Below are 25,520 nucleotides of genomic sequence, written 5' to 3'. Positions count from 1 at the left end.
TTGTTTTTTCCAAGGGACGGATTTGCCGTAGAGTGGGCTGTATGTAAGCAGGGTGGGCCTCTTCGCGGGTAAACCCGCTCCCACATTGACCGCGCAGGCTTCGAAACCTGTGCAGTACTTGTGGGAGCGGGTTTACCCGCGAAAGGGCCTGACCTGCAGATAAAAATAGTTTGGCCGACTCAGGCAGGAGAAAACCGTGAGCGAACAACCTTCATCCGCGCACTGGCAGTTGCACAACATCGTTAGCGGCCTGCGCGGCGCCCGTGAGCAATGGCGTACCCGCAATGGCCGTAGCATTGGCGAACAGGGCGGGCGCGAGCTGCCATCGCGCGAGGCGATGCGGCAGATCCTGGAGCAACTGTGCGGTGCGTTGTTCCCCATGCGCCTTGGGCCTGTGGACCTGCGCGAAGAGAGTGAAGACTTCTACGTTGGCCATACCCTGGATGCCGCGCTGACCGCCTTGCTGACCCAGGCGCGGCTGGAGTTGCGCTATGCCGCCCGGCAAAGCAAGGCTGAACTGGCCAGCGTCGATGCCCAAGCGTTGAAGCTGATCCAGGGTTTTGCTGCTGCGCTACCGGAATTGCGCGTGCTGCTCGACACCGACGTGCTGGCCGCCTACCACGGCGACCCGGCCGCGCGCAGCGTCGATGAAGTGCTGCTGTGCTACCCGGGCATCCTGGCGATCATCCACCACCGCCTGGCGCATCACCTGTACCAGGCCGGCCTGCCGCTGCTGGCGCGGATCAGCTCGGAGCTGGCGCATTCCGCCACCGGTATCGACATTCACCCGGGGGCGCAGATTGGCCCGAGCTTCTTCATCGACCACGGCACCGGCGTGGTCATCGGCGAAACCGCGATCATCGGCGAGCGCGTGCGCATCTACCAGGCGGTGACCCTGGGCGCCAAACGCTTCCCCAGCGATGAGTCGGGCACCTTGCACAAAGGCCTGCCGCGTCATCCGATCGTTGAGGACGATGTGGTGATTTATGCCGGGGCCACGGTGCTGGGGCGCATTACCATCGGCAAAGGTTCGACCATTGGTGGCAATGTGTGGCTGACCCGCAGTGTGCCGGCGGAAAGCAACATCACCCAGGCCAACCTGCAGCTGGATTGCCAGGACAAGAATTGATCTAGCATTCGTATTGGCTGTTCCGGCCTCTTCGCGGGCTCGCCCGCTCCCACAGGGACCCCACAAATCTTGAACCTTGTGCGGTACTTGTGGGAGCGGGCAAGCCCGCGAAGAGGCCAGTGCAGGAGCACGCCAATCAGCGCCCCAATTCGCATTGAAATCCGATCCATGTTTAACTTGAACGCTTGTTCAATGTAAAAACGCTGGTCCGCTGCCGGTGTTCAACAGGAGGATTCCTTTGCTGAACCCGTTCATTACGAACCTCACGTCATTCGACGAGGTGCACGCCCGATGAGTGCACCGAACCCTTCCGCCGCCAACGGCAAAATCCGCATGAACCCCCCGGTGTTCTACTTTGCGGCAAGCTTCATCCTCATCTTTGGCCTGGTGGTCATCTCCAACCCGCAAGCTGCAGGCGACTGGCTGCTGGCGGCGCAGAACTGGGCGGCCAACACGGTCGGCTGGTACTACATGTTGGCCATGACGCTGTACCTGGTCTTCGTGGTGGTCACCGCCTTGTCCGGCTACGGCAAGATCAAGCTCGGTGCCGACCACGACGAACCCGAGTTCAGTTACCTCTCGTGGGCCGGCATGCTGTTCGCCGCCGGCATCAGCATTACCCTGTTCTTCTTCTGTGTTTCCGAGCCGCTGACGCACATGCTGCAACCGCCCCAGGGCGAAGCGGGCACGGCCGAGGCCGGGCGCCAGGCGATGCAGATCCTGTTCCTGCACTGGGGCCTGCATGGCTGGGGCGTGTTCGCCTTTGTCGGCATGGCGCTGGCCTACTTCGCCTACCGCCACAACCTGCCGCTGGCGTTGCGTTCGGCGCTGTACCCACTGATCGGCAAACGCATCAACGGCCCGATCGGCTACGCGGTGGATGGCTTCGGCATCATTGCCACGGTGTTCGGCCTGGGTGCCGACATGGGCTTTGGCGTACTGCACCTGAACGCCGGCCTGGACTACCTGTTCGGTATCAGCCATAGCCAGTGGGTGCAGGTGATCCTCATCACCCTGATGATGGGCGCGGCAGTGGCCGTTGCCGTTGCCGGGGTGGAGAAGGGCGTGCGGGTGATGAGCGACATCAACCTGTTCCTGGCCTGCGCGTTGCTGTTGTTCGTGCTGTTTGCCGGGCCGACCCAGCACCTGTTCAACACGCTGATCCAGAACCTTGGCGATTACCTGGGCGCCTTGCCACGCAAGAGCTTCGACGTGTATGCCTACGGTGAAAACCGTGACTGGCTGGGCGGCTGGACGGTGTTCTACTGGGCCTGGTGGATTGCCTGGGCGCCGTTCGTGGGCCTGTTCATCGCCCGTATCTCCCGTGGCCGCACCATCCGCGAGTTCGTCTTCGGCGTGCTGCTGATCCCGCTGGGCTTCACCCTGGCGTGGATGTCGATTTTCGGCAACAGCGCCCTGGACCAGGTGATCAACCACGGCATGACAGCGCTGGGCCAGTCGGCACTGGATAACCCGTCGATGAGCCTGTACCTGCTGCTGGAAACCTACCCGTGGAGCAAGGCGGTGATCGCCACCACGGTGTTCATCAGCTTCGTGTTCTTCGTGACCTCGGCCGATTCGGGCACCGTGGTGCTGTCGACCTTGTCGGCCAAGGGTGGTGACGCAGACGAGGACGGGCCTAACTGGCTGCGTATCTTCTGGGGCGCGATGACTGCGCTGATCACCAGCGCACTGCTTTTTGCTGGCAGCATCGATTCGCTGAAGTCGGCGGTGGTGCTCACCTCGTTGCCGTTCTCGCTGATTCTGCTGTGCATGATGTGGGGGCTGCACAAGGCGTTCTACCTGGAGTCGCAACGGCAGATCGCGCAGATGCACTCGCTGGCCCCGTTCGCCCAGTCACGCCGCGGCCGTGGCGGCTGGCGCCAGCGCCTGAGCCAGGCGGTGCACTTCCCGTCGCGTGACGAGGTGTACCGCTTCATGGACGACGTGGTGCGCCCGGCGATTGCCGATGTGCGCGAAGTGTTCGAGCAGAAGGGCCTGGTGCTGATTACCCAGGACGACCCGAGCCACGACAACGTCAGCCTGAAGATTGGCCATGGCGAGGAACAGCCGTTCATTTACCAGGTGCAGATGCGTGGCTACTTCACGCCATCATTCGCCCTGGGTGGGCTGGGTACGCAGGAGTTGAAGAACCGCCGCTATTACCGGGCGGAGGTGCACCTGAGCGAAGGCAGCCAGAACTATGACCTGGTGGGCTACAGCAAGGAGCAGATCATCAACGACATCCTCGACCAGTACGAGCGGCACATGCAGTACCTGCATCTGGTCCGTTAGATCGCCGGGGCCGCTTTGCGGTCCATTCGCAGCACAAGGCTGCTCCTACAGGGGTACGCGATCCCTTGTAGGAGCAGCCTTGTGCTGCGAATGGAGGCCAACGGCCTCCCAAAACCTGTCAGAAAGGGGCATCCCCCAGGATAGTCGCCCGGTGCATCACCCGCCGGTTAGGCCGGTAATCATCCACCGCAAAATGCTGGGTCACGCGGTTGTCCCAGAACGCCACGTCATTCTCCTGCCAGCGCCAGCGGATGCTGAACTCCGGTCGCGTCGCATGGGCGAACAGCAGCCTCAGCAGCGCATCGCTTTCCAGCTCGCTCAGCTCATTGATGCGTGTGGTAAACCCTTCATTGACGAACAACGCCTTGCGCCCGCTCACCGGATGCGTGCGCACCACCGGGTGCGACAGCGGCGGGTTGTTGCGCCGGGTGGCCTCCCAGCGCGCCAGGTCTTCCGGCGTGGTGCCAAAGCGCTCCAGCGGGAACGACTTGGTGAAGTCGTGGGTGGCGGTCAGCCCGTCAAGCATCTCGCGCAGCGGTGCCGACAAGGCTTCGAAGGCCGCAATCCCGCTGGCCCACAGGGTATCGCCACCGTAGGCCGGCAACTGCTTGGCGCTGAGCACCGCGCCCAGTGCCGGGGTCGGCAAAAAGGTCACGTCGGTGTGCCACACGGCGTTGTCGCGTACATCGGTGACTGCGGTGTCAAGCACCAACACTTGCGGGGTTTCCGGCACGTTCGGGTAGATCGGGTGGATGTGCAGGTCACCGAAGCGGGCGGCAAAGCGCGCCTGCTGCTGCGGGTTGATCGGCTGGTCGCGGAAGAACAGCACCTGATGCTTGAGCAACGCCTGCTCAATGGCGTCGCGCTCTTCTGCAGTGATATCGCGGCTGATGTCCACGCCGCTGATCTGGGCGCCGAGGGCAGGGCTGAGAGGGGTAACGGTCAGGCTCATGTCTTTTCTCGTTCTAGGCGCCGGGTTGCCGGCGTGGTCAGTCGGCAATCAGTGGCTCTGCCCGTGCCAGGGCACCAGTTTGCGTTGCAGGGCACGCAGGCTCATTTCCAGGGCGAAGGCGATCAGGGCGATCAGCAGGATGCCCAGCACCACCACATCGGTGACCAGGAACTGCGCCGCCGACTGCACCATGAAGCCCAGGCCGCTGGTGGCGGCAATCAGCTCGGCGGCTACCAACGTCGACCAGCCGACCCCCAGGCCGATGCGGATGCCGGTGAGGATGTCGGGCAACGCACTGGGCAGGATCACATGGCGGATCAGTTGGGCCTTGGTCGCGCCCAGTGACTGCGCCGCCCGCAGCTTGGCCGGGTCGACCGTGCGCACACCGGTGGCGGTGGCAATGGCGATCGGGGCAAAGATTGCCAGGTAGATCAGCAGCACCTTGGACAGCTCGCCGATACCGCACCAGATGACGATCAGCGGCAGGTAGGCCAGCGGCGGGATGGGCCGGTAGAACTCGATCAGCGGGTCGAGGATGCCGCGGGCCACGCGGTTGTAGCCGATGGCGATGCCCACCGGGATCGCAGTCAGGGTCGCGGCCACCAGTGCCAGGCCGATGCGGCCCAGGCTGGCGCCCAGGTGCTGCCACAGGCTGGCGTCCATGTAGCCTTGGGTCAGCAGGGTCCAGGCCCTGGCCAGGATGTCGCCGGGCGAAGGCAGGAACAGGGGTTCGATCCAGCCAGCGGCCGTCACCAGCCACCAGACCAGCAGCAGGCTGGCCAGGGTCAGGGTACTGATCCAGCGGGTGGACAGTGGCCGGCGCAGCTTGGCGGCTGGCCGGGTTTGCGCGTTGTGTTTGCCGGCGACCGGCAGGTCCAGGCTGCTCATGCGCGCTCCTGCAAACTTTGGCGTTGGGAGAACACCCGCGCCAGCACATGCTCGCGGGTTTCGATGAAGGCGGGGTCGGACTTGATGGCCCGGGCCGATTCGCCAGCGGCATAGCGCTGGCCGAAGTCCAGTTGCAGGCGTTCCACTACGCGCCCCGGGTTGGGCGCCAGCAGTACCAGTTCGCTGGCAAGGAACACCGCTTCTTCGATGTCGTGGGTAATCAGGAACACCGGCTTGGCGGTGCGCTGCCAGACCTGCAGCAGCAGTTCCTGCATCTGCTCGCGGGTGAACGCGTCGAGGGCGCCGAACGGTTCGTCCATCAGCAACACCCGTGGGTCGGCCGCCAGCGCGCGGGCCAGGCCTACGCGCTGCTTCTGGCCACCGGACAATTGCCAGATACGCCGTTCGCCGAAGCCATCGAGGTCGACGAGGGCGAGCATTTCACGGGCCTTGGCTTCACGCTGGGCGCGGGGCACGCCGGCCAGTTCGAGGCCGAAGGCGACATTGCCCAGCACGTTCTGCCAGGGCAGCAGGGCATCGTCCTGGAACACCACGCCGCGCTCGGCACCAGGGCTCTGCACCGGTACGCCGTCGAGGGTGATACGCCCGCCACTGGGGGCGACAAAGCCGGCGATCAGGTTGAGCAGCGAGGTCTTGCCGCTGCCGGAGGGCCCCAGGGCCACCAGCAGCTGGCGTGGCCCCAGGCTCAGGTTGATGTCGGCCAGCACCGGGGTGCTGGCGCCAGGGTACTGTGCGCTGATGCGCTCCAGTTCGAGCAAGGCCATGACGGGCTCCGGATCAGTTTGGAAGGAACTTGGCGCTGACGTACGGCGAGTAGTCCGGCAGCACGGCGTCGACCTTGCCTTGCTGCTTGAGGAAGTTGGCCGTGTCGGTCAGCGCCTGGGTGGTCGGTGCGCCGAGGGCGTTGGCCTGGTCTGCTGCCAGTGGGTACACGTTGCCCTCCAGCAGCACCGGGATGTCGCTGGCCTTGGCGCCGGACAGCTTCACCAGCTTGTCTACGTTGCCCTTGTCGGCCAGCCAGGCTTTCGGGTCCTTGCGGTAGTCGGCGTAGGCATCAAGGGTGACCTTGGCAAAGGCCTTGACCACCTCAGGGTGCTTGTCGGCGAAGTCCTTGCGCACAATCCAGGCATCGAACGTGGGGGCGCCTTTCTTCGCCAGTTCGCCGGAGGTGATCAGCACCTTGCCGTTTTCCTTGGCCACGCCCAGCGCGGGGTCCCAGACGTAGGTGGCATCGATGTCGCCGCGCTTCCAGGCGGCAATGATGGCCGGTGGCGCCAGGTTGAGGATCTGTACCTTGGACGGGTCGATGTTCCAGCTTTTCAGGGCGGCCAGCAGGCTGTAGTGGCCGGTGGAAACGAACGGCACGGCGACCTTCTTGCCGATCAGGTCTTGCGGGGTCTTGATGCTGTCGCGGGCGACCAGCGCTTCACCGGCGCCAATCTGGGTGGCGATGAGGAAGGTCTCGACCGGCAGCTTGCGGGTGGCGGCAGCGGCCAGCGGGCTGGAGCCCAGGTAGCCGATCTGCACGTCGCCGCTGGCCACCGCAGTGATCACGTCGGCGCCGTTATCGAATTTGCGCCAGTCGATGCTGGCGTTGCTGGCTTTTTCGTAGTCGCCATCGACCTGGGCCACTTTGGCCGGGTCGACGGTGGTCTGGTAGGCCACGGTCAGGTCGGCGGCCTGGGCAAACCAGCTGGTGCTGGCGAGGGTCAGGGCGGCGAACAGGCGCAGCGGAGCGTGCGGGGTCATGGTGAACCTCTCGTCAGGTAATCAGGGCGATGGATGGCGAGAAGACTAAATGATCTAAGAATTCAGAAATAAATAACTTTTTTGCATTAGCTTAGGAGCCAAATGCTTTTAGCCCAGGGATCGCGCAAGCCTGCGGGTGGGGAGATGCTGCCTCATGGCGAAATCAGGAGAGCCTGCTAGGCTTTTTCGTCCCTATAGAACGATACGGTATTAGGTTATGAGCAAACGTTTGCAAATAACCAATGGTTATGAATGGCGGGGTTGCTACAACGTTTGGCAGTAAAGGTTCCAACCATATTCCGTAAAAATCTTACGAATTCATAAAACGGTCATTTTGGATTTATAGGATTGTCATTATCCTGTAGCGCAGGTGGCGTCTTAGACCAAAGTCGCGAAACGTTTAGAAACGATTGACTTAGTGGTCACGCTTTGGGACTAAATCGCCAATCCACGGTGAGCGGGGCAACAGACCCCTCCGCCAGAGATACACAAGAATTAGAACGTAGAGGAGCAAAACATGTACAAGTCCAGCCTGGCTCTGGCCGTGGCACTGGGGGTTCTCGCCCAACAAGCAGGCGCTGCCGGTTTCGTTGAAGACAGCAAACTGTCGCTCAGCTCGCGCACCATGTACTTCAACAACGACAACCGCGATGGCGGTGCTGACAACCGCGAGTCGGGTCAGGGCTTCAAGCTCGACTACATCTCCGGCTTCACTGAAGGCACCGTTGGTTTCGGTGTCGATGCCCAGGCCCTGTGGGGTATCCACCTGGATGGTGGCCGCGGCAAGCACCCAGACAACAGCAGCTTCTTCCCGAGCGATACCGACGGTTCGGCGGCAAGCCAGTGGGCTCGCGTTGGCGCCAACGCCAAGGCACGTTTCTCGAAGACCGAAGTTCACTACGGTAGCGCCTTGGCGCCGAACCTGCCGATCCTGGTCTCCAACGATGGCCGTCTGCTGCCGCAAACCTTCGAGGGTGGCACCATCCAGTCGAAGGAAATCGACAACCTGACCATCAACGCCGGCCAGCTGACCCACGCCATGGGCCGTGCGTCGAGCAACCGTACCGGTCTGTCGGTAGCCGGTGCTACCCAGGACAGCAACAAGTTCCGCTACGGCGGCCTGGACTACAAGCTCACTCCAGACCTGACCCTGCAGTACTACTACTCGAACCTGGAAGACTTCTACAAGCAGCACTTCCTGGGCGCGACCCACGTGTTCAAGATCGCTGACGACCAGTCGTTCAAGACCGACCTGCGCTACTTCGACAGCAGCAGCGACGGCAAGAACGGTGAAGCAGGCTACCGCTTCAGCAACAACGGCGGTTATGCCAAGAACACTGGCGAGGTCGACAACAAGACCTGGTCCGCGATGTTCACCTACACCCTGGGTGGCCACTCGCTGATGCTCGGCCACCAGCGCGTCAATGACGACGGTGGTTTCGTCTGGCTGAACCAGGGCAACGTGGTTGACGGCAACGGCCGCAACGAAGGCGCCGGTGGTTCCAGCTTCTACCTGTTCACCGACAGCATGATCAACCAGTTCGCCAAGGCCGGTGAAAACACCACCTTCGGCCAGTACGCCTATGACTTCGCTCGCCTGGGCGTGCCGGGCCTGAAAGCCTCGGTTGCCTACCTGAAAGGTGAAGACGGCAAGAACGCCAACGGCAACGGCACCTTCAGCGAATGGGAACGTGACGCTCGCGTCGACTACGTTATCCAGGAAGGCACCTTCAAGGGCCTGGGCGCCAGCCTGCGTCACGGCGTATACCGTGGCACCGGCACCAGCTCGCTGGCTGACCAGGATCAGACCCGTCTGATCTTCAACTACACTTACAACTTCCTGTAAGCCGTAGCTGAAAAAGAAGCCTCGCCTAGTGCGAGGCTTTTTTGTGCCTGCAAATTCGTATGCTTTATGGTTATAAATAAATCGTTATTTATTCTTTTTATTTTTAACCGAATACAGGCACATTGAACCCATACGGTACAGAACCCAGCCAAGGAGCCGCAGCCCATGAGCCTCAAACTCGGCGATATCGCCCCCGATTTCGAACAGGATTCCAGCGAAGGCAAGATCCACTTCCACGAGTGGCTGGGCAACAGCTGGGGGGTGTTGTTCTCCCATCCGGCCGACTTCACCCCGGTGTGCACCACCGAGCTGGGCCTGACCGCCAAGCTCAAGGACGACTTCGCCAAGCGCGGGGTCAAGGCCATCGCCCTGTCGGTAGACCCGGTCGACTCGCACCATAAATGGATCGAGGACATCAACGAGACCCAGAACACCGTGGTCAACTTCCCGATCATCGCCGACGCCGACCGCAAGGTGTCCGACCTGTACGACCTGATCCACCCGAACGCCAGCGACACCCTGACCGTGCGCTCGCTGTTCGTCATCGACCCGAACAAGAAGGTGCGCCTGACCATCACCTATCCGGCCAGTACCGGGCGCAACTTCAATGAAATCCTGCGGGTGATCGACTCGCTGCAGCTGACCGACAACCACAAGGTCGCCACGCCAGGTAACTGGCAGGACGGCGACGAGGTGGTGATCGTGCCTTCGCTCAAAGATGAGGAAGAAATCAAGCAGCGTTTCCCCAAAGGTTACCGGGCGGTCAAACCCTATCTGCGTCTGACCCCACAGCCAAATCGTTAAAGGATTCCTCGTTGCATTGCTCTTAGCCAAGCAGGGATTTTCGGGCCGTTTCGACGGCCCTTTTTTATGCCTGAACAAAAGTGTGGCCTTCTTCGCGGGTAAACCCGCTCCCACAGGGAGAGCCCAGGTTTCAAGCTTTGCGCAGTTTCTGTGGGAGCGGGTTCACCCGCGAAGAGGCCGCCACAGGCAAAAGATAAAAATGGAATAAACAAATGAAAAAATATGATTTCTAGATATATGTAGCAGCTGTTAATGTCTCCCTCAACAGAACACAAGGAAGCGCTGCAATGCTGGTCGTCTCAATCGGTGGTAGCCCAAGTCCTCGTTCACGCTCCGGCGTGCTGCTTGAGCGTTCGCGCCAGTGGCTGCAGGGCCGGGGCGTTGAAGTGGTGACGTTCCAGGTACGTGACTTCCCCGCCGAAGACCTGCTGCATGCCCGCTTCGACAGCCCGCATGTGCAACACTTCCAACAGCTGGTAGCCCAGGCCGATGGCCTGATCGTTTCCACCCCGGTGTACAAGGCGTCGTTTGCCGGTGCACTGAAAACACTGCTGGACCTGCTGCCCGAACGCGCCCTGGCCCACAAGATCGTGTTGCCAATTGCCACCGGCGGCAGCATCGCCCACATGCTGGCGGTGGATTACGCATTGAAACCCGTGCTGTCGGCACTCAAGGCACAAGAGACCCTGCAAGGGATCTTCGCCGACGACAGCCAGGTGGCTTACGCAGACGGCACGAAGCCCGCGCAGTTGGTACCGGCACTGGAAGAACGCCTGCTGGACTCGCTGGAAACCTTCCACGTTGCCTTGGCCCGTCGGCCACGCCCTGTGGCCCCGGGCGTACTGAATGAACGCCTGATCAGTGCTCGCTGGAGCATCTGACCGGCACAACCCGCTTCACCACCTTACTCGCCCGACAACGAGGCAAGCAGGTGCAACCCGAACCTCATTCGCACAGGAGAGCGCCATGCGCACAGTCTTCTTGCGTCGCGGTCTGGTCGCCCTGTTTGCGGCGGCTGTGTCCTTCGGCGCCATTACCCAAGCCCAGGCCGAAAGCCTGCGTATCGGTTACCAGAAATACGGCACCCTGGTGCTGCTCAAGGCCAAGGGCACGCTGGAGAAGCGCCTGGCCGAGCAGGGCGTGCAGGTGCAGTGGACCGAATTCCCCGGTGGCCCGCAACTGCTTGAAGGGCTGAACGTCGGCTCCATCGACTTTGGTGTTACCGGCGAAACCCCGCCGGTATTCGCCCAGGCCGCCGGCGCCGATCTGCTCTACGTGGCCTACGAGCCGCCAGCGCCGCACAGCGAGGCGATCCTGGTGCCGAAGGGGTCGTCGATCCAGTCGGTCAAGGAGCTCAAGGGCAAGAAAGTCGCCCTCAACAAAGGCTCCAACGTGCACTACCTGCTGGTCCGCGCCCTGGAAGACGCCGGCCTCAAGTACAGCGATATCCAGCCGGTGTACCTGCCCCCGGCCGATGCCCGCGCCGCTTTCGAGCGTGGCAGCGTCGATGCCTGGGTGATCTGGGACCCGTACCAGGCTGCCGCCGAGCAGCAGCTGCAGGCGCGGACCCTGCGTGATGGCAAGGGCCTGGTCGACAACCACCAGTTCTATCTGGCCACCCGCAACTACGCGACCCATCACCCGGCGGTGATCAACACCCTGATCGAAGAAGTGCGCGCCGTGGGCCAGTGGTCCCAGGCCAACCCGCAGGAGGTGACCGACCAGGTCGCACCGCTGCTCGGCCTGCCTGCCGACATCACCCTGACCTCGGTCAAGCGCCAAGGCTACGGTGCAGCACCGCTCACCCCCGAGGTAGTGGCCGCACAACAGAAAATCGCCGACACCTTCCAGGCGCTCAAGCTGATACCCAAGCCGCTGAGCATCAAGGACGTGATCTGGACACCCCCGGCCAAGGTCGCTAGCGCGCCTTGATTGATTCGCCTGTGCCGGGGCGCCGCTCCGGCTTGAGCCACCCTTGAGGAGACAACTCCAATGAGCCTTAACATTTTCTGGTTCCTCCCTACCCACGGTGACGGCAAGTACCTGGGCACTTCCGACGGCGCGCGTGCGGTCGATCACGGTTACCTGCAGCAGATCGCGCAGGCCGCCGACCGTCTGGGCTTTGGTGGGGTACTCATCCCTACCGGCCGTTCCTGCGAGGATTCCTGGCTGGTGGCCGCGTCGCTGATCCCTGTGACTCAGCACCTGAAATTCCTGGTTGCCCTGCGCCCGGGCATCATTTCGCCGACCGTGGCAGCACGCCAGGCGGCAACCCTGGACCGCCTGTCCAATGGCCGTGCGCTGTTCAACCTGGTAACCGGTGGCGACCCGGACGAACTGGCCGGTGACGGCCTGCACCTGAACCACCAGGAGCGCTACGAAGCCTCGGTCGAGTTCACCCGTATCTGGCGCAAGGTGCTGGAAGGCGAAAACGTCGATTACGACGGCAAGCACATCCAGGTGAAGGGCGCCAAGCTGCTCTACCCGCCGATTCAGCAACCACGCCCGCCGCTGTACTTCGGCGGTTCGTCCGAGGCCGCTCAGGACCTGGCCGCCGAACAGGTCGAGTTGTACCTGACCTGGGGCGAGCCGCCGTCAGCCGTTGCCGAGAAAATCGCCCAGGTGCGCGAAAAAGCAGCCGCTCAAGGCCGTGAAGTACGCTTCGGCATCCGCCTGCACGTGATTGTGCGGGAAACCAACGAAGAAGCCTGGGCCGCTGCCGACCGCCTGATCTCGCACCTGGACGATGACACCATTGCCCGTGCCCAGGCCTCGCTGGCGCGCTTCGACTCGGTGGGCCAGCAGCGCATGGCTGCCCTGCACGGCGGCAACCGCGACAACCTGGAAGTCAGCCCCAACCTGTGGGCAGGCGTTGGCCTGGTACGTGGTGGCGCCGGTACCGCATTGGTAGGCGACGGCCCGACTGTCGCGGCGCGGGTGAAGGAGTATGCCGACCTGGGGATCGATACCTTCATCTTCTCGGGTTATCCACACCTGGAAGAGTCCTACCGCGTTGCCGAGCTGCTGTTCCCGCACCTTGATGTACAGCGCCCGGAGCAACCGAAAACCGGTGGCTATGTGAGCCCGTTCGGCGAGATGGTGGCCAACGACATCCTGCCCAAGTCCGTGTCGCAGAGCTGAGGGCCGGGCCATGAGTCGTGCAACTTCCTCCACCCTGACCCAGCGCCTGGCGCCGTGGGCGCTGCCAGTGCTGCTGCTGGCAGTCTGGCAGCTGGCGGTCAGCGCTGGCTGGCTGTCGACGCGCATCCTGCCGGCACCTAGCGCAGTGGTCAGCGCCGGTGTCGAGCTGGTGCGCAGTGGCGATATCTGGACCCACCTGGCCATCAGTGGCTGGCGTGCCGGGCTGGGCTTCGTCATCGGCGGCAGCATCGGCCTGGTACTGGGCTTCATCACCGGCCTGTCGAACTGGGGCGAACGCCTGCTCGACAGTTCGGTGCAGATGATCCGCAACGTGCCGCACCTGGCGCTGATCCCGCTGGTAATCCTGTGGTTCGGTATCGACGAGTCAGCAAAGATCTTCCTGGTCGCGCTGGGCACGCTGTTCCCGATCTACCTGAACACCTACCACGGCATCCGCAACGTCGACCCGGCGCTGGTAGAAATGGCGCGCAGCTACGGCTTGTCCGGCTTCAGCCTGTTCCGCCAGGTGATCCTGCCGGGCGCGCTGCCATCGATCCTGGTGGGCGTGCGTTTCGCACTGGGCTTCATGTGGCTGACCCTGATCGTGGCCGAGACCATTTCGGCGAATGCCGGCATCGGTTACCTGGCGATGAACGCCCGTGAGTTCCTGCAGACCGACGTGGTGGTACTGGCCATCGTCCTGTACGCCGTGCTTGGCAAACTCGCCGACCTCGCCGCCCGCGGCCTGGAACGTGTGTGGCTGCGCTGGCACCCGGCCTATCAAGTGGCCAAGAAGGAGGGTGCATGACTGTGCTCAAGGAACAGCCGCCACGCCTGCTGCGTGGCATCCCGCTGGCCTCCAATGGCCTGCGCAAGACCTTTGGCCAGCGCGAAGTGTTGAAGGGTATCGACCTGCACATTCCGGCCGGCCAGTTCGTTGCCATCGTTGGCCGCAGCGGCTGCGGCAAAAGCACCTTGCTGCGGCTGCTGGCCGGGCTCGATCAGCCTACTGCCGGGCAGCTGCTGGCCGGTGCTGCGCCGCTGGAAGAGGCCCGTGAAGAAACCCGCCTGATGTTCCAGGACGCACGCCTGCTGCCGTGGAAGAAGGTGATCGACAACGTTGGCCTGGGCCTGTCGGGTGACTGGCGCCCACGAGCGCTGGAAGCGCTGGAGGCGGTGGGCCTGGCCGACCGCGCCAATGAATGGCCGGCAGCCCTCTCGGGTGGCCAGAAGCAGCGCGTGGCCTTGGCTCGCGCCTTGATTCACCAGCCACGCCTGCTGCTGCTGGATGAGCCGCTGGGTGCGCTGGATGCATTGACCCGAATCGAAATGCAGCAACTGATCGAACGCCTGTGGCGTCAGCACGGCTTCACCGTGCTGCTGGTTACCCACGATGTCAGCGAGGCGGTTGCCGTGGCTGACCGGGTGATCCTGATCGAGGACGGCGAAGTCGGGCTCGACCTCACGGTCGACCTGGCACGGCCCAGGGCGCGTGGTTCGCACCGCCTGGCCGCGCTGGAAAGCGAAGTGCTCAACCGTGTTCTGTCTGCCCCGGGCACTGCGCCCGAGCCGGACCCTGTAGCCCCTCTGCCCACGCAACTGCGTTGGGCGCACTGATCGACCCCGACTGAACCCATAGAGAAGGAATTACATCATGACTATCAAAGCCATCAACGTCCGCAACCAGTTCAAAGGCACCGTGAAAGAAATCCTCGAAGGCCCGGTGCTGTCGGAAATCGACGTGCAGACTGCCTCGGGTATCGTGACTTCGGTCATCACCACCCGCTCGGTAAAAGAGCTGGAGCTGCAAGTGGGCAGCGAAGTGATTGCCTTCGTGAAGTCGACTGAAGTGTCTATCGCCAAGCTGTGATGCTGCTGCTCGATATCGGGGCTGCTTCGCAGCCCTTCGCGGGTAAACCCGCTCCCACAGGTGCTGCGTAGGGTCAAGAACTCACGCGGACCCTGTGGGAGCGGGTTTACCCGCGAAGGGCGGCCCCAATAATTTCAGCTTGAACGCTTGGCCAGAAACGGCGGCAGGTACAACCCCAGATATGCCTCGAACACCCGCTTGCCTTCTTCGGCCATGCGTGGGGTGATCGCTTCGTGCAGCTGCACCGACCGTGCATACACCCGGTCGCTCAGCTCCATGGCCAGGGCGAACACATCCACATCCAGCGGCATCACCGGCAGGTGAAAATGCTGGTCGAACAACTTGTGCATCAAGTCGCCCAGTTCCATGTCGTGCTGCCGATCGGCCTGCACCACTTCGCTAAGGCCATGCTGGGCCAGAATCAGCTGCCGCGCCGCAGCATCTTCGTTGTAGATATCCAGCATGCGCTGCTCGATCAGCCGTGACAGTTGGTGCCAGGTGCCGAACGCGCTGCTGTCGAACGGTGCGCTCAGGGCTTCGCGAAACGCCCGGTGCACATCGGCCGTCAGCGCTTCCAGCAAGGCCGGCACGCTGGCGAAGAAGTGATACACCGACGACGGTGGAATCTGCGCCCGCTCGGCCACGCTGTAGATGGACAGTGCCGCCACCCCTTGTTCGGCCAGCAGCTCACGCGCAGCCGCCAGGATCGCCTCGATCCTGGCCTGGCTGCTGGCGCGCGGCTTGCGCGAGGCGACGGCGCGGCTCATCAGTTGCTGATCGCCAGGATGCTGGCCTGGTAGGCGCCGACGAACAGGTCGAAGTCACCGACCTCTTCCTGTTCCAGCTCGGACTGCTTGGTCAGCGATTCGCGGGCCAGTGTTTCGAACGCCTGTTGCTGTTCGTTACTCAGGGGCTGTTCGCGGAATGTCTCGGCGTGGACCCGGCTTTGGCGCAGGGAGAACTGGATGAAGGTTTCGTCGTGCTCGGTCATGCGTGCCAGCACCTGGGCCGACGGGGTGAGCGCGGCATCATCGACCTTGGCCTGCTGGGCATCCAGGGCTTTGCCGTGGGCGTCGCCGCCTTGCGCCTGGTCGAGCAGGTCGGCCAGTGGCCGGATACGCTCGATCAGCTCGCTGGCCCAGTCCTTCAGGGTGATTGGCTGGCCATCACGATGCAGCTCCAGGCCCGGGCGACGGCCTTCCTTGACCACGGTCAGGAAGTTGTCGGTGCACTGGCCGCATTCGCCGTTGTCCAGCTGCGGGCTGTCTTCCAGTGCGCAGAACAGCAGGAACGCATCGAGGAAGCGCGCCTCGGGCAGGTCGATGCCCACCGGCAGGAACGGGTTGATGTCCAGGCAACGCACTTCCACATACTGCACGCCGCGCGAGGTCAGGGCCTGGATCGGTCGCTCGCCGGTGTAGGTGACGCGCTTGGGGCGGATGTTCGAGTAGTACTCGTTCTCGATCTGCAGGATGTTGGTGTTCAGCTGCACCCACTCGCCGTCCACGTGCGTACCGACCTCGACGTAAGGCGGGTAGGGCGTGCCCACGGCCTTGCGCAGGCTGTCGGTGTAGCTGGCCAGGTTGTTGTAGCACGGCGTCAGGCCGGCCTGGGCGTTGCTCTGGTAGCCCAGGTCGCTCATGCGCAGGCTGGTGGCGTAGGGCAGGAACAGGGTTTCGGCATCCAGCTCTTCGAGCTGGTGCGGGCGGCCACGCAAAAAGCCTTTGTCCAGCGCTGGCGACGCGCCGAACAGGTACATCAGCAGCCAGCTGTAGCGGCGGAAGTTGCGGATCAGCGCAATGTAGGCCGACGACTGGTAGTCGCGGTTGTCTTGCGTGCTGCCTTCGGCTTCGCGCAGCAGCGGCCACAGGGCTTCGGGCAGCGAGAAGTTGTAATGGATACCGGCGATGCACTGCATGGTGCGGCCGTAGCGCAGGGCCAGGCCCTTGCGGTAGACGTGCTTGAGCTTGCCGATGTTCGAGCTGCCGTACTCGGCGATCGGGATGTCCTCCTCGGCCGGCAGGGTGCACGGCATCGACGGGCTCCACAGGTATTCGTCGCCCAGCTTGCTGTAGACGAAACGGTGGGTCTGTTCGAGGCTTTCGAGCACTTTGGCCGGGTCGGGCAGGGCTGGGGTGATGAACTCCAGCAGCGACTCGGAATAATCAGTGGTGATCTGCTCGTTGGTCAGCGCCGACCCCAGAGCTTCCGGGTGCGGGGTCTGGGCCAGGCGACCTTCGTCGGTCACACGCAGGCATTCGCGCTCAATACCGTGCAGGCACTGCTTGAGCAGGGGGAGATTGGCGCCGAGCAGGCTCAGGCGGCGGATGAGGAGTTCGCTCAAGATGTATTCCTTCACGCGTCAGTCGCCCCAATATGGGGGTAGGAAAGACGGTCTACAAGGGTAGTTGGAAAAGGAACTGGCGTTGTCGCCTGGTTTACGCGGTTCCGGCATTGCGCAGCACCGACTACAGGGCCGCTTCGCGCCCCATCGCCGGCAAGCCAGGCTCCCACAAGTGCACCACAATATTCAGGCCTGTGGGATACCTGTGGGAGCCTGGCTTGCCGGCGATGGGCTGCGAAGCGGCCCCGGCTTTTGCCAAAAATACCGCAGATACGGCTTGGTGAGCTAGAGAACCGCGAAGGTTCCTTGCGCTTTCGCCACCAGCTTGTCGCCTTGGACTACGTCGGCGTCGACCACCAGGGTACGCCGCCCGGCGTGCAGAACACGCGCGGTACACAGCACTTCGCCGTCGCTGACGGCGCGCATGTAGTTGATCTTGCACTCGATGGTGACGCTTTGCTGGTCAAAGCCATGGCTGGCCGAGCAGGCCAGGCCCATGGCGATGTCCACCAGGCTGAAGATCGCCCCGCCGTGCAGCTTCTGGCCACGGTTGCGCAAGTGCGGCTCGAGGGCCAGGGCCACCTCGGCAACACCTGTGTCCAGGCGTTGCAGGTGGCAGCCCAGCAATTGGCTGAAGGCGCTTTCGACGTACTCGCGGGGTACCTCCATCACTTCTTCTTCAACTGCTTGGCGTTGGCGAACAGCGAGGCCATGGCGTTGTTGGCCGGTGCGGCAGTGGCCGTTTCACGCGGGCGTGGGGCCTGCTGCTGACGGTTGCCGCCATTGCCACGGTTGCCGCCGCGGTTGCCTTCGACCTTCTCGCCCGGGGTGTCGCTCATGCGCATGGACAGGCCGACGCGCTTGCGCGGGATGTCCACTTCCATGACCTTGACCTTCACCACGTCGCCAGCCTTGACCGCTTCACGCGGGTCTTTGATGAACTTCTCCGACAGTGCCGAGATGTGCACCAGGCCGTCCTGGTGCACGCCGATGTCGACGAAGGCACCGAAGTTGGTGACGTTGGTCACCACGCCTTCCAGGATCATGCCGGGCTCCAGGTCCTTGAGGTCTTCGACGCCGTCCTGGAAGGTGGCGGTCTTGAACTCGGGGCGTGGGTCACGGCCAGGCTTGTCCAGCTCTTGCAGGATGTCGGTGACGGTCGGCAGGCCGAAGGACTCGTCGGTGAACTGCTTCGGGTCCAGGCGCTTGAGGAAGCTGCTGTCGCCGATCAGCGAGCGAATGTCGCGGTCGGTGCCCGCGGCGATGCGCTGTACCAGCGGGTAGGCCTCAGGGTGCACTGCAGAGGCGTCCAGCGGGTTGTCGCCGTTCATCACACGCAGGAAGCCGGCGGCCTGCTCGAAGGTTTTTTCACCCAGGCGGCTGACCTTTTTCAGCGCTGCACGGGTGGCGAACGGGCCGTTGGCATCGCGGTGGGCGACGATGTTCTGTGCCAGCGTGGCGTTGAGGCCAGAGATACGGGTCAGCAGCGCCACCGAGGCAGTGTTGACGTCCACGCCCACGGCGTTCACGCAGTCCTCGACCACGGCGTCCAGGCCACGCGCCAGTTTCAGCTGGGACACGTCGTGCTGGTACTGGCCGACACCGATGGATTTCGGGTCGATCTTCACCAGCTCGGCCAGCGGGTCCTGCAGGCGGCGGGCAATCGACACGGCACCACGGATCGACACGTCCAGGTCCGGGAATTCACGGGCGGCCAGTTCCGATGCCGAATACACCGACGCACCGGCTTCAGAGACCATGATCTTGGTGATTTTCAGTGCTGGGTATTTTTTGACCAGTTCGGCCACCAGCTTGTCGCTTTCGCGGCTGGCGGTGCCGTTGCCGATGGCGATCAGCTCTACCGAGTGCTTGGCGCACAGTGCGGCCATGATGGAAATGGTGCGGTCCCAGTCATTCTTCGGCGCGTGCGGGTACACCGTGGTGTAGTCCAACAGCTTGCCGGTGGCGTCGACCACGGCGATCTTGCAACCGGTGCGCAGGCCCGGGTCGAAGCCCAGGGTGGCGCGCGGGCCGGCCGGGGCGGCCAGCAGCAGGTCGTGCAGGTTGTGGGCGAACACGTTGATCGCCTCGCCTTCGGCGTTGTCGCGCAGTTCGCCGAACAGGTCGGTTTCCAGGTGGGTGTACAGCTTGACCTTCCAGGTCCAGCGCACCACCTCGCCCAGCCATTTGTCGGCCGGGCGACCGCGGTTTTCAACGCCGACGTGGTTGCCGATCATCACTTCGCACGGGTGCAGGGTGCCAGGCAGTTCTTCGCCCACTTTCAGCGAAGCGCTCAGCACGCCTTCGTTGCGCCCGCGGAAGATCGCCAGGGCACGGTGCGACGGGGCATTGCGCAGCAGCTCGTCGTGGGCGAAGTAGTCGCGGAACTTGGCGCCTTCTTCTTCCTTGCCGGTCACCACACGGGCGCTGAGCACCGATTCCTGCTTGAGGAAGCTGCGCAGTTTGTCGAGCAGGGCGGCGTCTTCGGCGAAGCGCTCCATGAGGATGTATTTGGCGCCTTCCAGCGCGGCCTTGACGTCGGCTACGCCTTTTTCGGCGTCGACGAAGCGGGCGGCTTCGCTTTCCGGGGCCAGGGTCGGGTCGTTGAACAGGCCGTCGGCCAGTTCGCCCAGGCCGGCTTCCAGGGCGATCTGGCCCTTGGTGCGGCGCTTCTGCTTGTACGGCAGGTACAGGTCTTCGAGGCGGGTCTTGGTGTCGGCCAGCTTGATTTCGCGGGCCAGTTCCGGGGTCAGCTTGCCCTGCTCCTCGATGCTGGCCAGGATGCTGGCGCGACGGTCGTCGAGTTCGCGCAGGTAGCGCAGGCGCTCTTCCAGATGGCGCAGCTGGGTGTCGTCCAGGCTACCGGTCACTTCCTTGCGGTAACGGGCGATGAAGGGCACGGTCGAGCCTTCGTCCAACAGGCCCACGGCCGCCTCGACCTGCTGGGGGCGTACGCCCAGTTCCTCGGCGATACGGCTGTTGATGCTGTCCATGTAAACCACCTGACATTTGTAAATACGGGGGTCGCCTGTGGGCTTTTCGCCCGGCGGCGCTGGATGAAAGCCGGGCATTATACCCATCGCAAACGGCTTGCGGTGATGACGCCCAGCCAGCTGGAACTGGCGCCGGGGGAAAAATCTGCTAACAATGCTCACGCAACGTGCAGCAATGGCTACGCCATAATGCGCGGCGATATCAGAGGAGTTATTCATGACCGGCACCGCAAACACCGCAGAAGGTGACAAGATTCTCATCGTCGACGACGATCCGGGGCTTAGCAGCCTGCTGGAACGTTTCTTCACCAGCAAGGGCTACCGTGCCCGTGCGGTGCCCAACACCGAGCAGATGGACCGCCTGCTGCAGCGCGAAGTGTTCAACCTGGTGGTGCTCGACCTGATGCTGCCGGGCGAGGATGGCCTGTCCGCGTGCAAGCGCCTGCGCCAGCAGAACAACCAGATCCCGATCATCATGCTCACCGCCAAGGGCGACGAGCTGAGCCGTATCAAGGGCCTGGAACTGGGCGCTGACGACTACCTGGGCAAGCCGTTCAACCCGGACGAGCTGATGGCCCGCGTCAAGGCTGTGCTGCGCCGTCAGGCGCCTGCCGTGCCGGGCGCACCGGGCAGTGAGGACGAATCGGTCACCTTCGGCGACTACGAGCTGTCGCTGGCAACCCGCGAACTCAAGCGTGGCGATGAAGTGCACATGCTCACCACCGGCGAGTTCGCCGTGCTCAAGGCCCTGGTGATGCACGCCCGCGAGCCGCTGACCCGCGACAAGCTGATGAACCTGGCCCGTGGCCGTGAGTGGGATGCACTGGAACGCTCCATCGACGTGCAGATCTCGCGCCTGCGCCGCATGATCGAGCCGGACCCGTCCAAGCCGCGTTACATCCAGACCGTCTGGGGCGTGGGCTACGTGTTCGTGCCAGACGGAAACGCAGGTAAATGATGCCGCGTCGTCCATGAAAACGCCGCTCTGGTTTCCGCAGAGTTTCTTCGCCCGCACCCTGTGGCTGGTGTTGATCGTCGTCCTGTTCAGCAAGGCCTTGACCCTGGTCTACCTGCTGATGAACGAGGACGTGCTGGTCGACCGTCAGTACAGCCACGGTGTGGCGCTGACCTTGCGCGCCTATTGGGCTGCCGACGAAGAAAACCGCGACAAGATTGCCGAGGCGGCGGGCCTTATCCGCGTGACCGGCTCGGGTGTGCCCGAGGGTGAGCAGCACTGGCCCTACAGCGAAATCTACCAACGGCAGATGCAGGCGGAGCTGGGCGAAGACACCGAGGTGCGGCTGCGCATTCATGCGCCACCGGCGTTGTGGGTCAATGCGCCAAGCCTGGGCCCCGGCTGGCTGAAAGTGCCGCTGTACCCGCACCCGCTGCGTGGGCAGAAAATCTGGAACGTGCTGGGTTGGTTCCTGGCCATCGGCCTGTTGTCCACCGCGTCGGCGTGGATCTTCGTGCGCCAGTTGAACCAGCCGCTCAAGCGCTTGGTGTTCGCTGCTCGTCAGCTGGGCCAGGGGCGCAGCGTGCGCCTGCCGATCAGCGATACGCCCAGCGAGATGACCGAGGTGTACAAGGCCTTCAACCAGATGGCCGAAGATGTCGAGCAGGCCGGGCGCGAGCGCGAGCTGATGCTGGCCGGGGTTTCCCACGACCTGCGAACACCGTTGACGCGTCTGCGCCTGTCGTTGTCCTTGCTGAACAGCGACAGCGACTTGAGTGACGACATGGTTCGCGATATCGAGGACATGGATGCGATCCTCGATCAGTTCCTGGCCTTCATCCGCGATGGCCGTGACGAGCCGGTGGAAGAGGTCGACCTGGCTGACCTGGTGCGTGAAGTGGTGGCGCCGTACAACCAGCCGAAAGAACGGGTGCGCCTGTGCCTGGAGCCCATCCCGCCGTTCCCGCTGCGCCGCGTTTCGCTCAAGCGCATGCTGGGCAACCTGATCGGCAACGCCCTGCACCATGCCGGCAAGGGCGTGGAAGTGGCTGCCTATGTGTCGGGTGACGAGAGTGCGCCGTACGTGGTGCTGAGCGTGCTGGACCGTGGCACCGGGATCGACGAGTCGGAGCTGGAGACCATCTTCAACCCGTTCATTCGTGGGGACCGTGCACGGGGCGGCAAGGGCACCGGGCTGGGGCTGGCGATCGTCAAGCGGATCGCGGCCCAGCATGGCGGGAATGTGGAGCTGCGTAACCGGTCCGGCGGCGGGATCGAGGCGCGGGTGCGGTTGCCGTTGGGGTTGTTGTTGCCGCGTAATGCTGTGTGAGCTTCACTGGCCTATTCGTGGGCAAGCACTCTCCTACATGGGTGCGGTATGCCTGTAGGAGTGCTGCTTGCGTGCGATCGACGGCGTAGCCGTCGTAAACCGGCTATTGCATTCTGCCTGGAAAAACGCGGCGCCTGATTTGCTGCCACTTCGCGGCAGAGCGAGCATGCTCTGCCCCAGGGTAGGATACGTTGTGGTTTCGTCCTAGCCCGCGGCCCCTCCCCGATAGCGCCTGTGCCCGCGCGCCAGGTGTGCGCGCATGGCCTGCTGGGCGCGTTCGGCGTCGCCGGCGCTGATGGCTTCACAAATTGCGCGGTGTTCGGTTACCGATTGCTCCACGTACTGCGGTGTTATCAGTGCGGGGTCCACTTCCCGGGAAAACGCAGGGCGCGGGGTGATTTTTACGCACAACACCTTGAACGCCTCGATGAACGCGGCGTTGTTGGTGGCCTCGGCGATTGCCTGGTGGAACGCTGCATCGCACAGGTCCAGGCGGGCATCGTCGCCTGCCGCCTGCTCGAACGCAGTGGCAGCGTCCCAGATGGTGGTTTCCTGGGCCCAACTGCGGCGGGCGGCGGCAAGCCCGCAGGCATGCACTTCCAGGGCCATACGCAACTCGAGCAGGTCCATGAAGGTTGCCTTGATGCTGGCGAGTGGTGCCAGCATGGCATCCAGCAGCGCCACATCCGCCGGAGCCGTCCGCTCGCCCAGCACGAACACTCCCACACCATGGCGTGACTCCAGCACGCCATCGGCCGCCAGCGCGATGACCGCATCGCGCACCACGGTGCGGCTCACTCCCAACTCGCTGGCCAGCTGGTTCAGCGTCGGTAGCTTGTCGCCGGCCTTCAGGCCTTCCTTGTCGATCTTGTTGCGAATCCATTCTGTGGTTTGCGTCATCAGGGTATTCAAAAAGCTCTCCAGGCGTCATGGCTCTGCGCCCGACGAGTGTAGGTGTATCGCTCACTGCCGGGCAATCGGATGGTGATCGGGTAGTGATAGTATCACCATCCATGGTGTTTGACAGGTAATTGTATCTCTGCAATAACTCTCGCACCGCTTCGATCGATATCGAGGCGCCTCACCCAGCATTTGCTTTTCCCGGAGCCAAATAATGACAAGAGACGGAAAATCCACTCGCGCCGGTGTCGACATTGGCGGCACCTTCACCGACGTCGCCATGGAAGTCGGGGAGCGGCTGTACTCGACCAAGGTACTGACCAACTACAGCAACCCCGAACAGGCCATCATCGATGGGCTAAAGCAGGTGTGCGAGCAGGCAGAAGTCGACCTTTCGGCCATCGACACACTGATTCACGGCACGACGCTGGCGACCAACGCACTGATTGAACGGCGGGGCGCGCGCACTGCGCTGATCACCACCGAAGGTTTTCGCGATGTTATCGAGATGCGCACCGAGAGCCGTTTCGAGCAGTACGACCTGAACATCGTGCTACCCACCGCGCTGGTACCGCGTAACGACCGCTTCGTGCTGGCCGAACGGGTAATGGCCGATGGCAGCGTGGCCAAGCCACTGGACGTGGCGCAAACCCGTGCGCTGTGCCAGCGCGTGGTGGACGCCGGCTACGAAAGTGTCGCGGTGGGTTTCATGCACAGCTATATCAATGGCGACCATGAACGAGCCGTGCGCGATTGCCTGCAGTCGATCGCGCCTCAGCTGCAGGTCTCGATATCGTCCGAAGTATCGCCACAGATGCGCGAATACCAGCGCTTCAATACGGTGTGCGCCAACGCCTATGTGAAGCCGTTGATTGCCTCGTACCTCAACCGCCTGGTGCAGCGCCTGGGAGAAGAGGGCGTTGCCTGCCCGGTTTACATGATGCATTCGGGGGGCGGCATTATCAGTGTGCAGAGCGCCATCGACTTCCCGGTACGGCTGCTGGAATCGGGGCCGGCCGGTGGCGCGATTTTCGCGGCCGATGTAGCCGCCCGTTATGGGCTGGACCATGTGCTGTCGTACGACATGGGCGGCACCACGGCAAAAATCTGCATGATCGAGCAGCAAGTGCCGAAAACCTCGCGCACCTTTGAAGTGGCTCGTACCTGGCGTTTCAAGAAGGGCAGTGGCATGCCGATTTCGATCCCGGTAATCGAGATGGTCGAGATTGGCGCCGGTGGTGGGTCGATTGCCAGCGTGGATGCCATGCGCCAGATTCGCGTAGGCCCGCACAGCGCCGGCTCCGAGCCTGGTCCGGCGTGCTACGGCCGGGGCGGCGAGAAACCGACCGTGACCGATGCCGACCTGCTGCTGGGCCGCCTGGACCCAGAAGCCTTTGCCGGTGGCTCGATTACCCTGCATAGCAATGCCAGCGCCGTTGCGGTGGAAACGGCCCTGTGTGCCCCCCTACAGGTGGACCAGGCGACCGCGGCCTTTGGCTTGAGCGAGGTGGTCGACGAAAACATGAGCAACGCGGCGCGCATGCACGCCGTAGAAAACGGCAAGGAGTTGAGCGAATTCACCATGATCGCCTTTGGCGGTGCGGCGCCACTGCACGCTTCGCGCTTGTGTGAAAAGCTTGCCGTTGCCGATCTGCTGGTACCGCCGGGGGCCGGGGTTGGCTCGGCCATCGGCTTTCTACGCGCACCGTTCGGCTTTGAAAGCGTGCGCAGTGCCTACATGCGCCTGAGCAGCTTCGATGCTGCCAAGGCCAACCAACTGGTCTACGAGCTGATCGAAGAAGCCACCAGCTTTGTGCGCATGGGGGCCGGCAGCGCCGAGCCCGAGCTTGAGTGCACCGCCTTCATGCGCTATGTCGGGCAGGGCTGGGAATTGCCGGTCAATGTACCGATAGAGCAACTGGGCAAGGCAGACGGGCAAGCCCTGAAGGCAGGTTACGACCGGGAATACGAGGCCTTTTTCGGCCGCACCATCGACGGCCTGGATATCGAAATCGTCAGTTGGTCACTGCGCGCAAGTTCGCCTGTCGCCAAGCCGCAACGGCGGCCGCTGACCGATAAAGGCGCGCCCGCTCGGGTCAGCGGCAAGCGGCGATTGTTCGACGCCCGCCTTGAAGGCTTCCAGACCGCCGCGGTAGTCGACCGTGAGCACATGCGCGCAGGCGACTGGGTAGCCGGCCCGGCTGTGATCACCGAACGCGAAACCACCACCATCGTTACCGCCAGCCGTGAAGCCATCATGCAAGGCGACGGTTGCCTGCTGCTGCGCGCCGTCAAGGCCTGAG

22 protein-coding genes are annotated in these 25,520 nt (G+C 63.2%); 13 read left to right on the top strand and 9 right to left on the bottom strand.

Translation table 11 applies throughout. The features are described 5' to 3' along the window. Positions 1 to 196 precede the first annotated feature (196 nt). Positions 197 to 1,129, top strand: a complete 933-nt coding sequence (epsC, locus tag ABOC32_RS02115) for a serine O-acetyltransferase EpsC (RefSeq protein WP_426809988.1) — start codon at positions 197 to 199, stop codon at positions 1,127 to 1,129. Positions 1,130 to 1,420: 291 nt separating this feature from the next. Next, positions 1,421 to 3,424, top strand: a complete 2,004-nt coding sequence (gene betT, locus ABOC32_RS02110; RefSeq protein WP_043200290.1) for a choline transporter BetT — start codon at positions 1,421 to 1,423, stop codon at positions 3,422 to 3,424. A 118-nt stretch (positions 3,425 to 3,542) separates the two neighbouring features. Here the strand turns inward: betT and tauD are convergent, their stop codons facing one another. The 4 genes from tauD to tauA are packed head-to-tail and all read right to left on the bottom strand — an operon-like array spanning position 3,543 to position 7,034. After that, positions 3,543 to 4,376 carry a taurine dioxygenase gene (gene tauD / locus ABOC32_RS02105; RefSeq protein ID WP_426809987.1) on the bottom strand — a complete coding sequence of 278 codons (834 nt, stop codon included), beginning with the start codon at positions 4,374 to 4,376 and terminating at the stop codon, positions 3,543 to 3,545. Positions 4,377 to 4,424: 48 nt separating this feature from the next. Continuing rightward, a complete protein-coding gene (gene tauC, locus ABOC32_RS02100) occupies positions 4,425 to 5,264 on the bottom strand; it encodes a taurine ABC transporter permease TauC (RefSeq protein ID WP_019472326.1) in 840 nt (279 codons plus the stop codon). Beyond that, positions 5,261 to 6,049, bottom strand: a complete 789-nt coding sequence (gene tauB, locus ABOC32_RS02095) for a taurine ABC transporter ATP-binding subunit (RefSeq protein WP_426809986.1) — start codon at positions 6,047 to 6,049, stop codon at positions 5,261 to 5,263. Before tauB ends, tauC begins: the two co-directional genes overlap by 4 nt. 13 nt (positions 6,050 to 6,062) lie before the next feature. After that, positions 6,063 to 7,034, bottom strand: a complete 972-nt coding sequence (gene tauA / locus ABOC32_RS02090) for a taurine ABC transporter substrate-binding protein (protein ID WP_426809985.1) — start codon at positions 7,032 to 7,034, stop codon at positions 6,063 to 6,065. A gap of 517 nt (positions 7,035 to 7,551) precedes the next feature. On the opposite strand from tauA, the gene ABOC32_RS02085 reads away from it, so the two are divergent. The 8 genes from ABOC32_RS02085 (at position 7,552) to ABOC32_RS02050 (ending at position 14,695) form a co-directional block, all read left to right on the top strand. Beyond that, a complete protein-coding gene (locus tag ABOC32_RS02085; protein ID WP_426809984.1) occupies positions 7,552 to 8,880 on the top strand; it encodes an OprD family porin in 1,329 nt (442 codons plus the stop codon). A gap of 165 nt (positions 8,881 to 9,045) precedes the next feature. Further along, entirely contained in the window at positions 9,046 to 9,684 is a 639-nt protein-coding gene (locus tag ABOC32_RS02080; RefSeq protein ID WP_043200295.1) for a peroxiredoxin, read from the top strand. Between the two features lie 287 nt (positions 9,685 to 9,971). Then, the gene (gene ssuE, locus ABOC32_RS02075; protein ID WP_043200296.1) at positions 9,972 to 10,565 is read left to right on the top strand and encodes an NADPH-dependent FMN reductase; all 594 of its coding nucleotides are present in this window, start codon (positions 9,972 to 9,974) and stop codon (positions 10,563 to 10,565) included. Between the two features lie 85 nt (positions 10,566 to 10,650). Beyond that, a complete protein-coding gene (locus ABOC32_RS02070; RefSeq protein ID WP_426809983.1) occupies positions 10,651 to 11,616 on the top strand; it encodes a sulfonate ABC transporter substrate-binding protein in 966 nt (321 codons plus the stop codon). Positions 11,617 to 11,676: 60 nt separating this feature from the next. Beyond that, positions 11,677 to 12,825 (top strand): FMNH2-dependent alkanesulfonate monooxygenase, encoded by a 1,149-nt coding sequence (gene ssuD / locus ABOC32_RS02065; RefSeq protein ID WP_016484400.1) that lies wholly within the window; start codon positions 11,677 to 11,679, stop codon positions 12,823 to 12,825. 10 nt (positions 12,826 to 12,835) lie between these two features. After that, the gene (gene ssuC / locus ABOC32_RS02060) at positions 12,836 to 13,633 is read left to right on the top strand and encodes an aliphatic sulfonate ABC transporter permease SsuC (protein WP_043200298.1); all 798 of its coding nucleotides are present in this window, start codon (positions 12,836 to 12,838) and stop codon (positions 13,631 to 13,633) included. Next, entirely contained in the window at positions 13,630 to 14,442 is an 813-nt protein-coding gene (gene ssuB, locus ABOC32_RS02055) for an aliphatic sulfonates ABC transporter ATP-binding protein (protein WP_019096900.1), read from the top strand. The genes ssuC and ssuB overlap by 4 nt, the downstream gene beginning before the upstream one ends. 37 nt (positions 14,443 to 14,479) lie before the next feature. Then, positions 14,480 to 14,695 carry a TOBE domain-containing protein gene (locus tag ABOC32_RS02050; protein ID WP_008095172.1) on the top strand — a complete coding sequence of 72 codons (216 nt, stop codon included), beginning with the start codon at positions 14,480 to 14,482 and terminating at the stop codon, positions 14,693 to 14,695. 134 nt (positions 14,696 to 14,829) lie between these two features. On the opposite strand, the gene ABOC32_RS02045 is transcribed toward ABOC32_RS02050, so the two are convergent. The 4 genes from ABOC32_RS02045 to ABOC32_RS02030 form a co-directional block, all read right to left on the bottom strand. Further along, positions 14,830 to 15,462 carry a TetR/AcrR family transcriptional regulator gene (locus tag ABOC32_RS02045; protein ID WP_426809982.1) on the bottom strand — a complete coding sequence of 211 codons (633 nt, stop codon included), beginning with the start codon at positions 15,460 to 15,462 and terminating at the stop codon, positions 14,830 to 14,832. Then, entirely contained in the window at positions 15,462 to 17,039 is a 1,578-nt protein-coding gene (gene gshA, locus ABOC32_RS02040; protein ID WP_426809981.1) for a glutamate--cysteine ligase, read from the bottom strand. The genes ABOC32_RS02045 and gshA overlap by 1 nt, the downstream gene beginning before the upstream one ends. 285 nt (positions 17,040 to 17,324) lie before the next feature. Beyond that, entirely contained in the window at positions 17,325 to 17,708 is a 384-nt protein-coding gene (locus tag ABOC32_RS02035) for a PaaI family thioesterase (protein WP_426809980.1), read from the bottom strand. Continuing rightward, entirely contained in the window at positions 17,708 to 20,032 is a 2,325-nt protein-coding gene (locus ABOC32_RS02030) for a Tex family protein (RefSeq protein WP_426809979.1), read from the bottom strand. The genes ABOC32_RS02035 and ABOC32_RS02030 overlap by 1 nt, the downstream gene beginning before the upstream one ends. 217 nt (positions 20,033 to 20,249) lie before the next feature. On the opposite strand from ABOC32_RS02030, the gene ompR reads away from it, so the two are divergent. Together ompR and ABOC32_RS02020 are read left to right on the top strand one after the other, a co-directional pair. Then, a complete protein-coding gene (ompR, locus tag ABOC32_RS02025; RefSeq protein ID WP_016484407.1) occupies positions 20,250 to 20,990 on the top strand; it encodes a two-component system response regulator OmpR in 741 nt (246 codons plus the stop codon). Positions 20,991 to 21,003: 13 nt separating this feature from the next. Then, the gene (locus ABOC32_RS02020) at positions 21,004 to 22,317 is read left to right on the top strand and encodes an ATP-binding protein (RefSeq protein ID WP_043200303.1); all 1,314 of its coding nucleotides are present in this window, start codon (positions 21,004 to 21,006) and stop codon (positions 22,315 to 22,317) included. A gap of 204 nt (positions 22,318 to 22,521) precedes the next feature. Here the strand turns inward: ABOC32_RS02020 and ABOC32_RS02015 are convergent, their stop codons facing one another. Further along, the gene (locus ABOC32_RS02015; RefSeq protein WP_426809978.1) at positions 22,522 to 23,217 is read right to left on the bottom strand and encodes a FadR/GntR family transcriptional regulator; all 696 of its coding nucleotides are present in this window, start codon (positions 23,215 to 23,217) and stop codon (positions 22,522 to 22,524) included. A gap of 214 nt (positions 23,218 to 23,431) precedes the next feature. Here ABOC32_RS02015 and ABOC32_RS02010 point away from each other — a divergent pair, with 214 nt between their 5' ends. After that, positions 23,432 to 25,519, top strand: a complete 2,088-nt coding sequence (locus ABOC32_RS02010) for a hydantoinase/oxoprolinase family protein (protein ID WP_426809977.1) — start codon at positions 23,432 to 23,434, stop codon at positions 25,517 to 25,519. Position 25,520: the final 1 nt, after the last annotated feature.

Source organism: Pseudomonas sp. WOUb67, assembly GCF_050058005.1.
Lineage (GTDB): Bacteria > Pseudomonadota > Gammaproteobacteria > Pseudomonadales > Pseudomonadaceae > Aquipseudomonas > Aquipseudomonas putida_R.
Note: the sequence above shows the minus strand (reverse complement) of the source record. Positions and strands in the feature narration are given on the sequence as shown.

Excerpts from the sequence above, each read along its gene's own strand:
- ABOC32_RS02035 (WP_426809980.1), bottom strand. The coding sequence starts at position 17,708 with ATGGAGGTACCCCGCGAGTACGTCGAAAGCGCCTTCAGCCAATTGCTG.
- ABOC32_RS02080 (WP_043200295.1), top strand. The coding sequence starts at position 9,046 with ATGAGCCTCAAACTCGGCGATATCGCCCCCGATTTCGAACAGGATTCC.
- ABOC32_RS02015 (WP_426809978.1), bottom strand. The coding sequence starts at position 23,217 with ATGACGCAAACCACAGAATGGATTCGCAACAAGATCGACAAGGAAGGC.
- ABOC32_RS02050 (WP_008095172.1), top strand. The coding sequence starts at position 14,480 with ATGACTATCAAAGCCATCAACGTCCGCAACCAGTTCAAAGGCACCGTG.
- ABOC32_RS02020 (WP_043200303.1), top strand. The coding sequence starts at position 21,004 with ATGAAAACGCCGCTCTGGTTTCCGCAGAGTTTCTTCGCCCGCACCCTG.
- ompR (WP_016484407.1), top strand. The coding sequence starts at position 20,250 with ATGACCGGCACCGCAAACACCGCAGAAGGTGACAAGATTCTCATCGTC.
- tauC (WP_019472326.1), bottom strand. The coding sequence starts at position 5,264 with ATGAGCAGCCTGGACCTGCCGGTCGCCGGCAAACACAACGCGCAAACC.
- ABOC32_RS02030 (WP_426809979.1), bottom strand. The coding sequence starts at position 20,032 with ATGGACAGCATCAACAGCCGTATCGCCGAGGAACTGGGCGTACGCCCC.
- tauD (WP_426809987.1), bottom strand. The coding sequence starts at position 4,376 with ATGAGCCTGACCGTTACCCCTCTCAGCCCTGCCCTCGGCGCCCAGATC.
- ABOC32_RS02085 (WP_426809984.1), top strand. The coding sequence starts at position 7,552 with ATGTACAAGTCCAGCCTGGCTCTGGCCGTGGCACTGGGGGTTCTCGCC.
- tauB (WP_426809986.1), bottom strand. The coding sequence starts at position 6,049 with ATGGCCTTGCTCGAACTGGAGCGCATCAGCGCACAGTACCCTGGCGCC.
- ssuE (WP_043200296.1), top strand. The coding sequence starts at position 9,972 with ATGCTGGTCGTCTCAATCGGTGGTAGCCCAAGTCCTCGTTCACGCTCC.
- ssuD (WP_016484400.1), top strand. The coding sequence starts at position 11,677 with ATGAGCCTTAACATTTTCTGGTTCCTCCCTACCCACGGTGACGGCAAG.
- ssuB (WP_019096900.1), top strand. The coding sequence starts at position 13,630 with ATGACTGTGCTCAAGGAACAGCCGCCACGCCTGCTGCGTGGCATCCCG.
- betT (WP_043200290.1), top strand. The coding sequence starts at position 1,421 with ATGAGTGCACCGAACCCTTCCGCCGCCAACGGCAAAATCCGCATGAAC.
- ABOC32_RS02010 (WP_426809977.1), top strand. The coding sequence starts at position 23,432 with ATGACAAGAGACGGAAAATCCACTCGCGCCGGTGTCGACATTGGCGGC.
- ABOC32_RS02070 (WP_426809983.1), top strand. The coding sequence starts at position 10,651 with ATGCGCACAGTCTTCTTGCGTCGCGGTCTGGTCGCCCTGTTTGCGGCG.
- ABOC32_RS02045 (WP_426809982.1), bottom strand. The coding sequence starts at position 15,462 with ATGAGCCGCGCCGTCGCCTCGCGCAAGCCGCGCGCCAGCAGCCAGGCC.
- ssuC (WP_043200298.1), top strand. The coding sequence starts at position 12,836 with ATGAGTCGTGCAACTTCCTCCACCCTGACCCAGCGCCTGGCGCCGTGG.
- tauA (WP_426809985.1), bottom strand. The coding sequence starts at position 7,034 with ATGACCCCGCACGCTCCGCTGCGCCTGTTCGCCGCCCTGACCCTCGCC.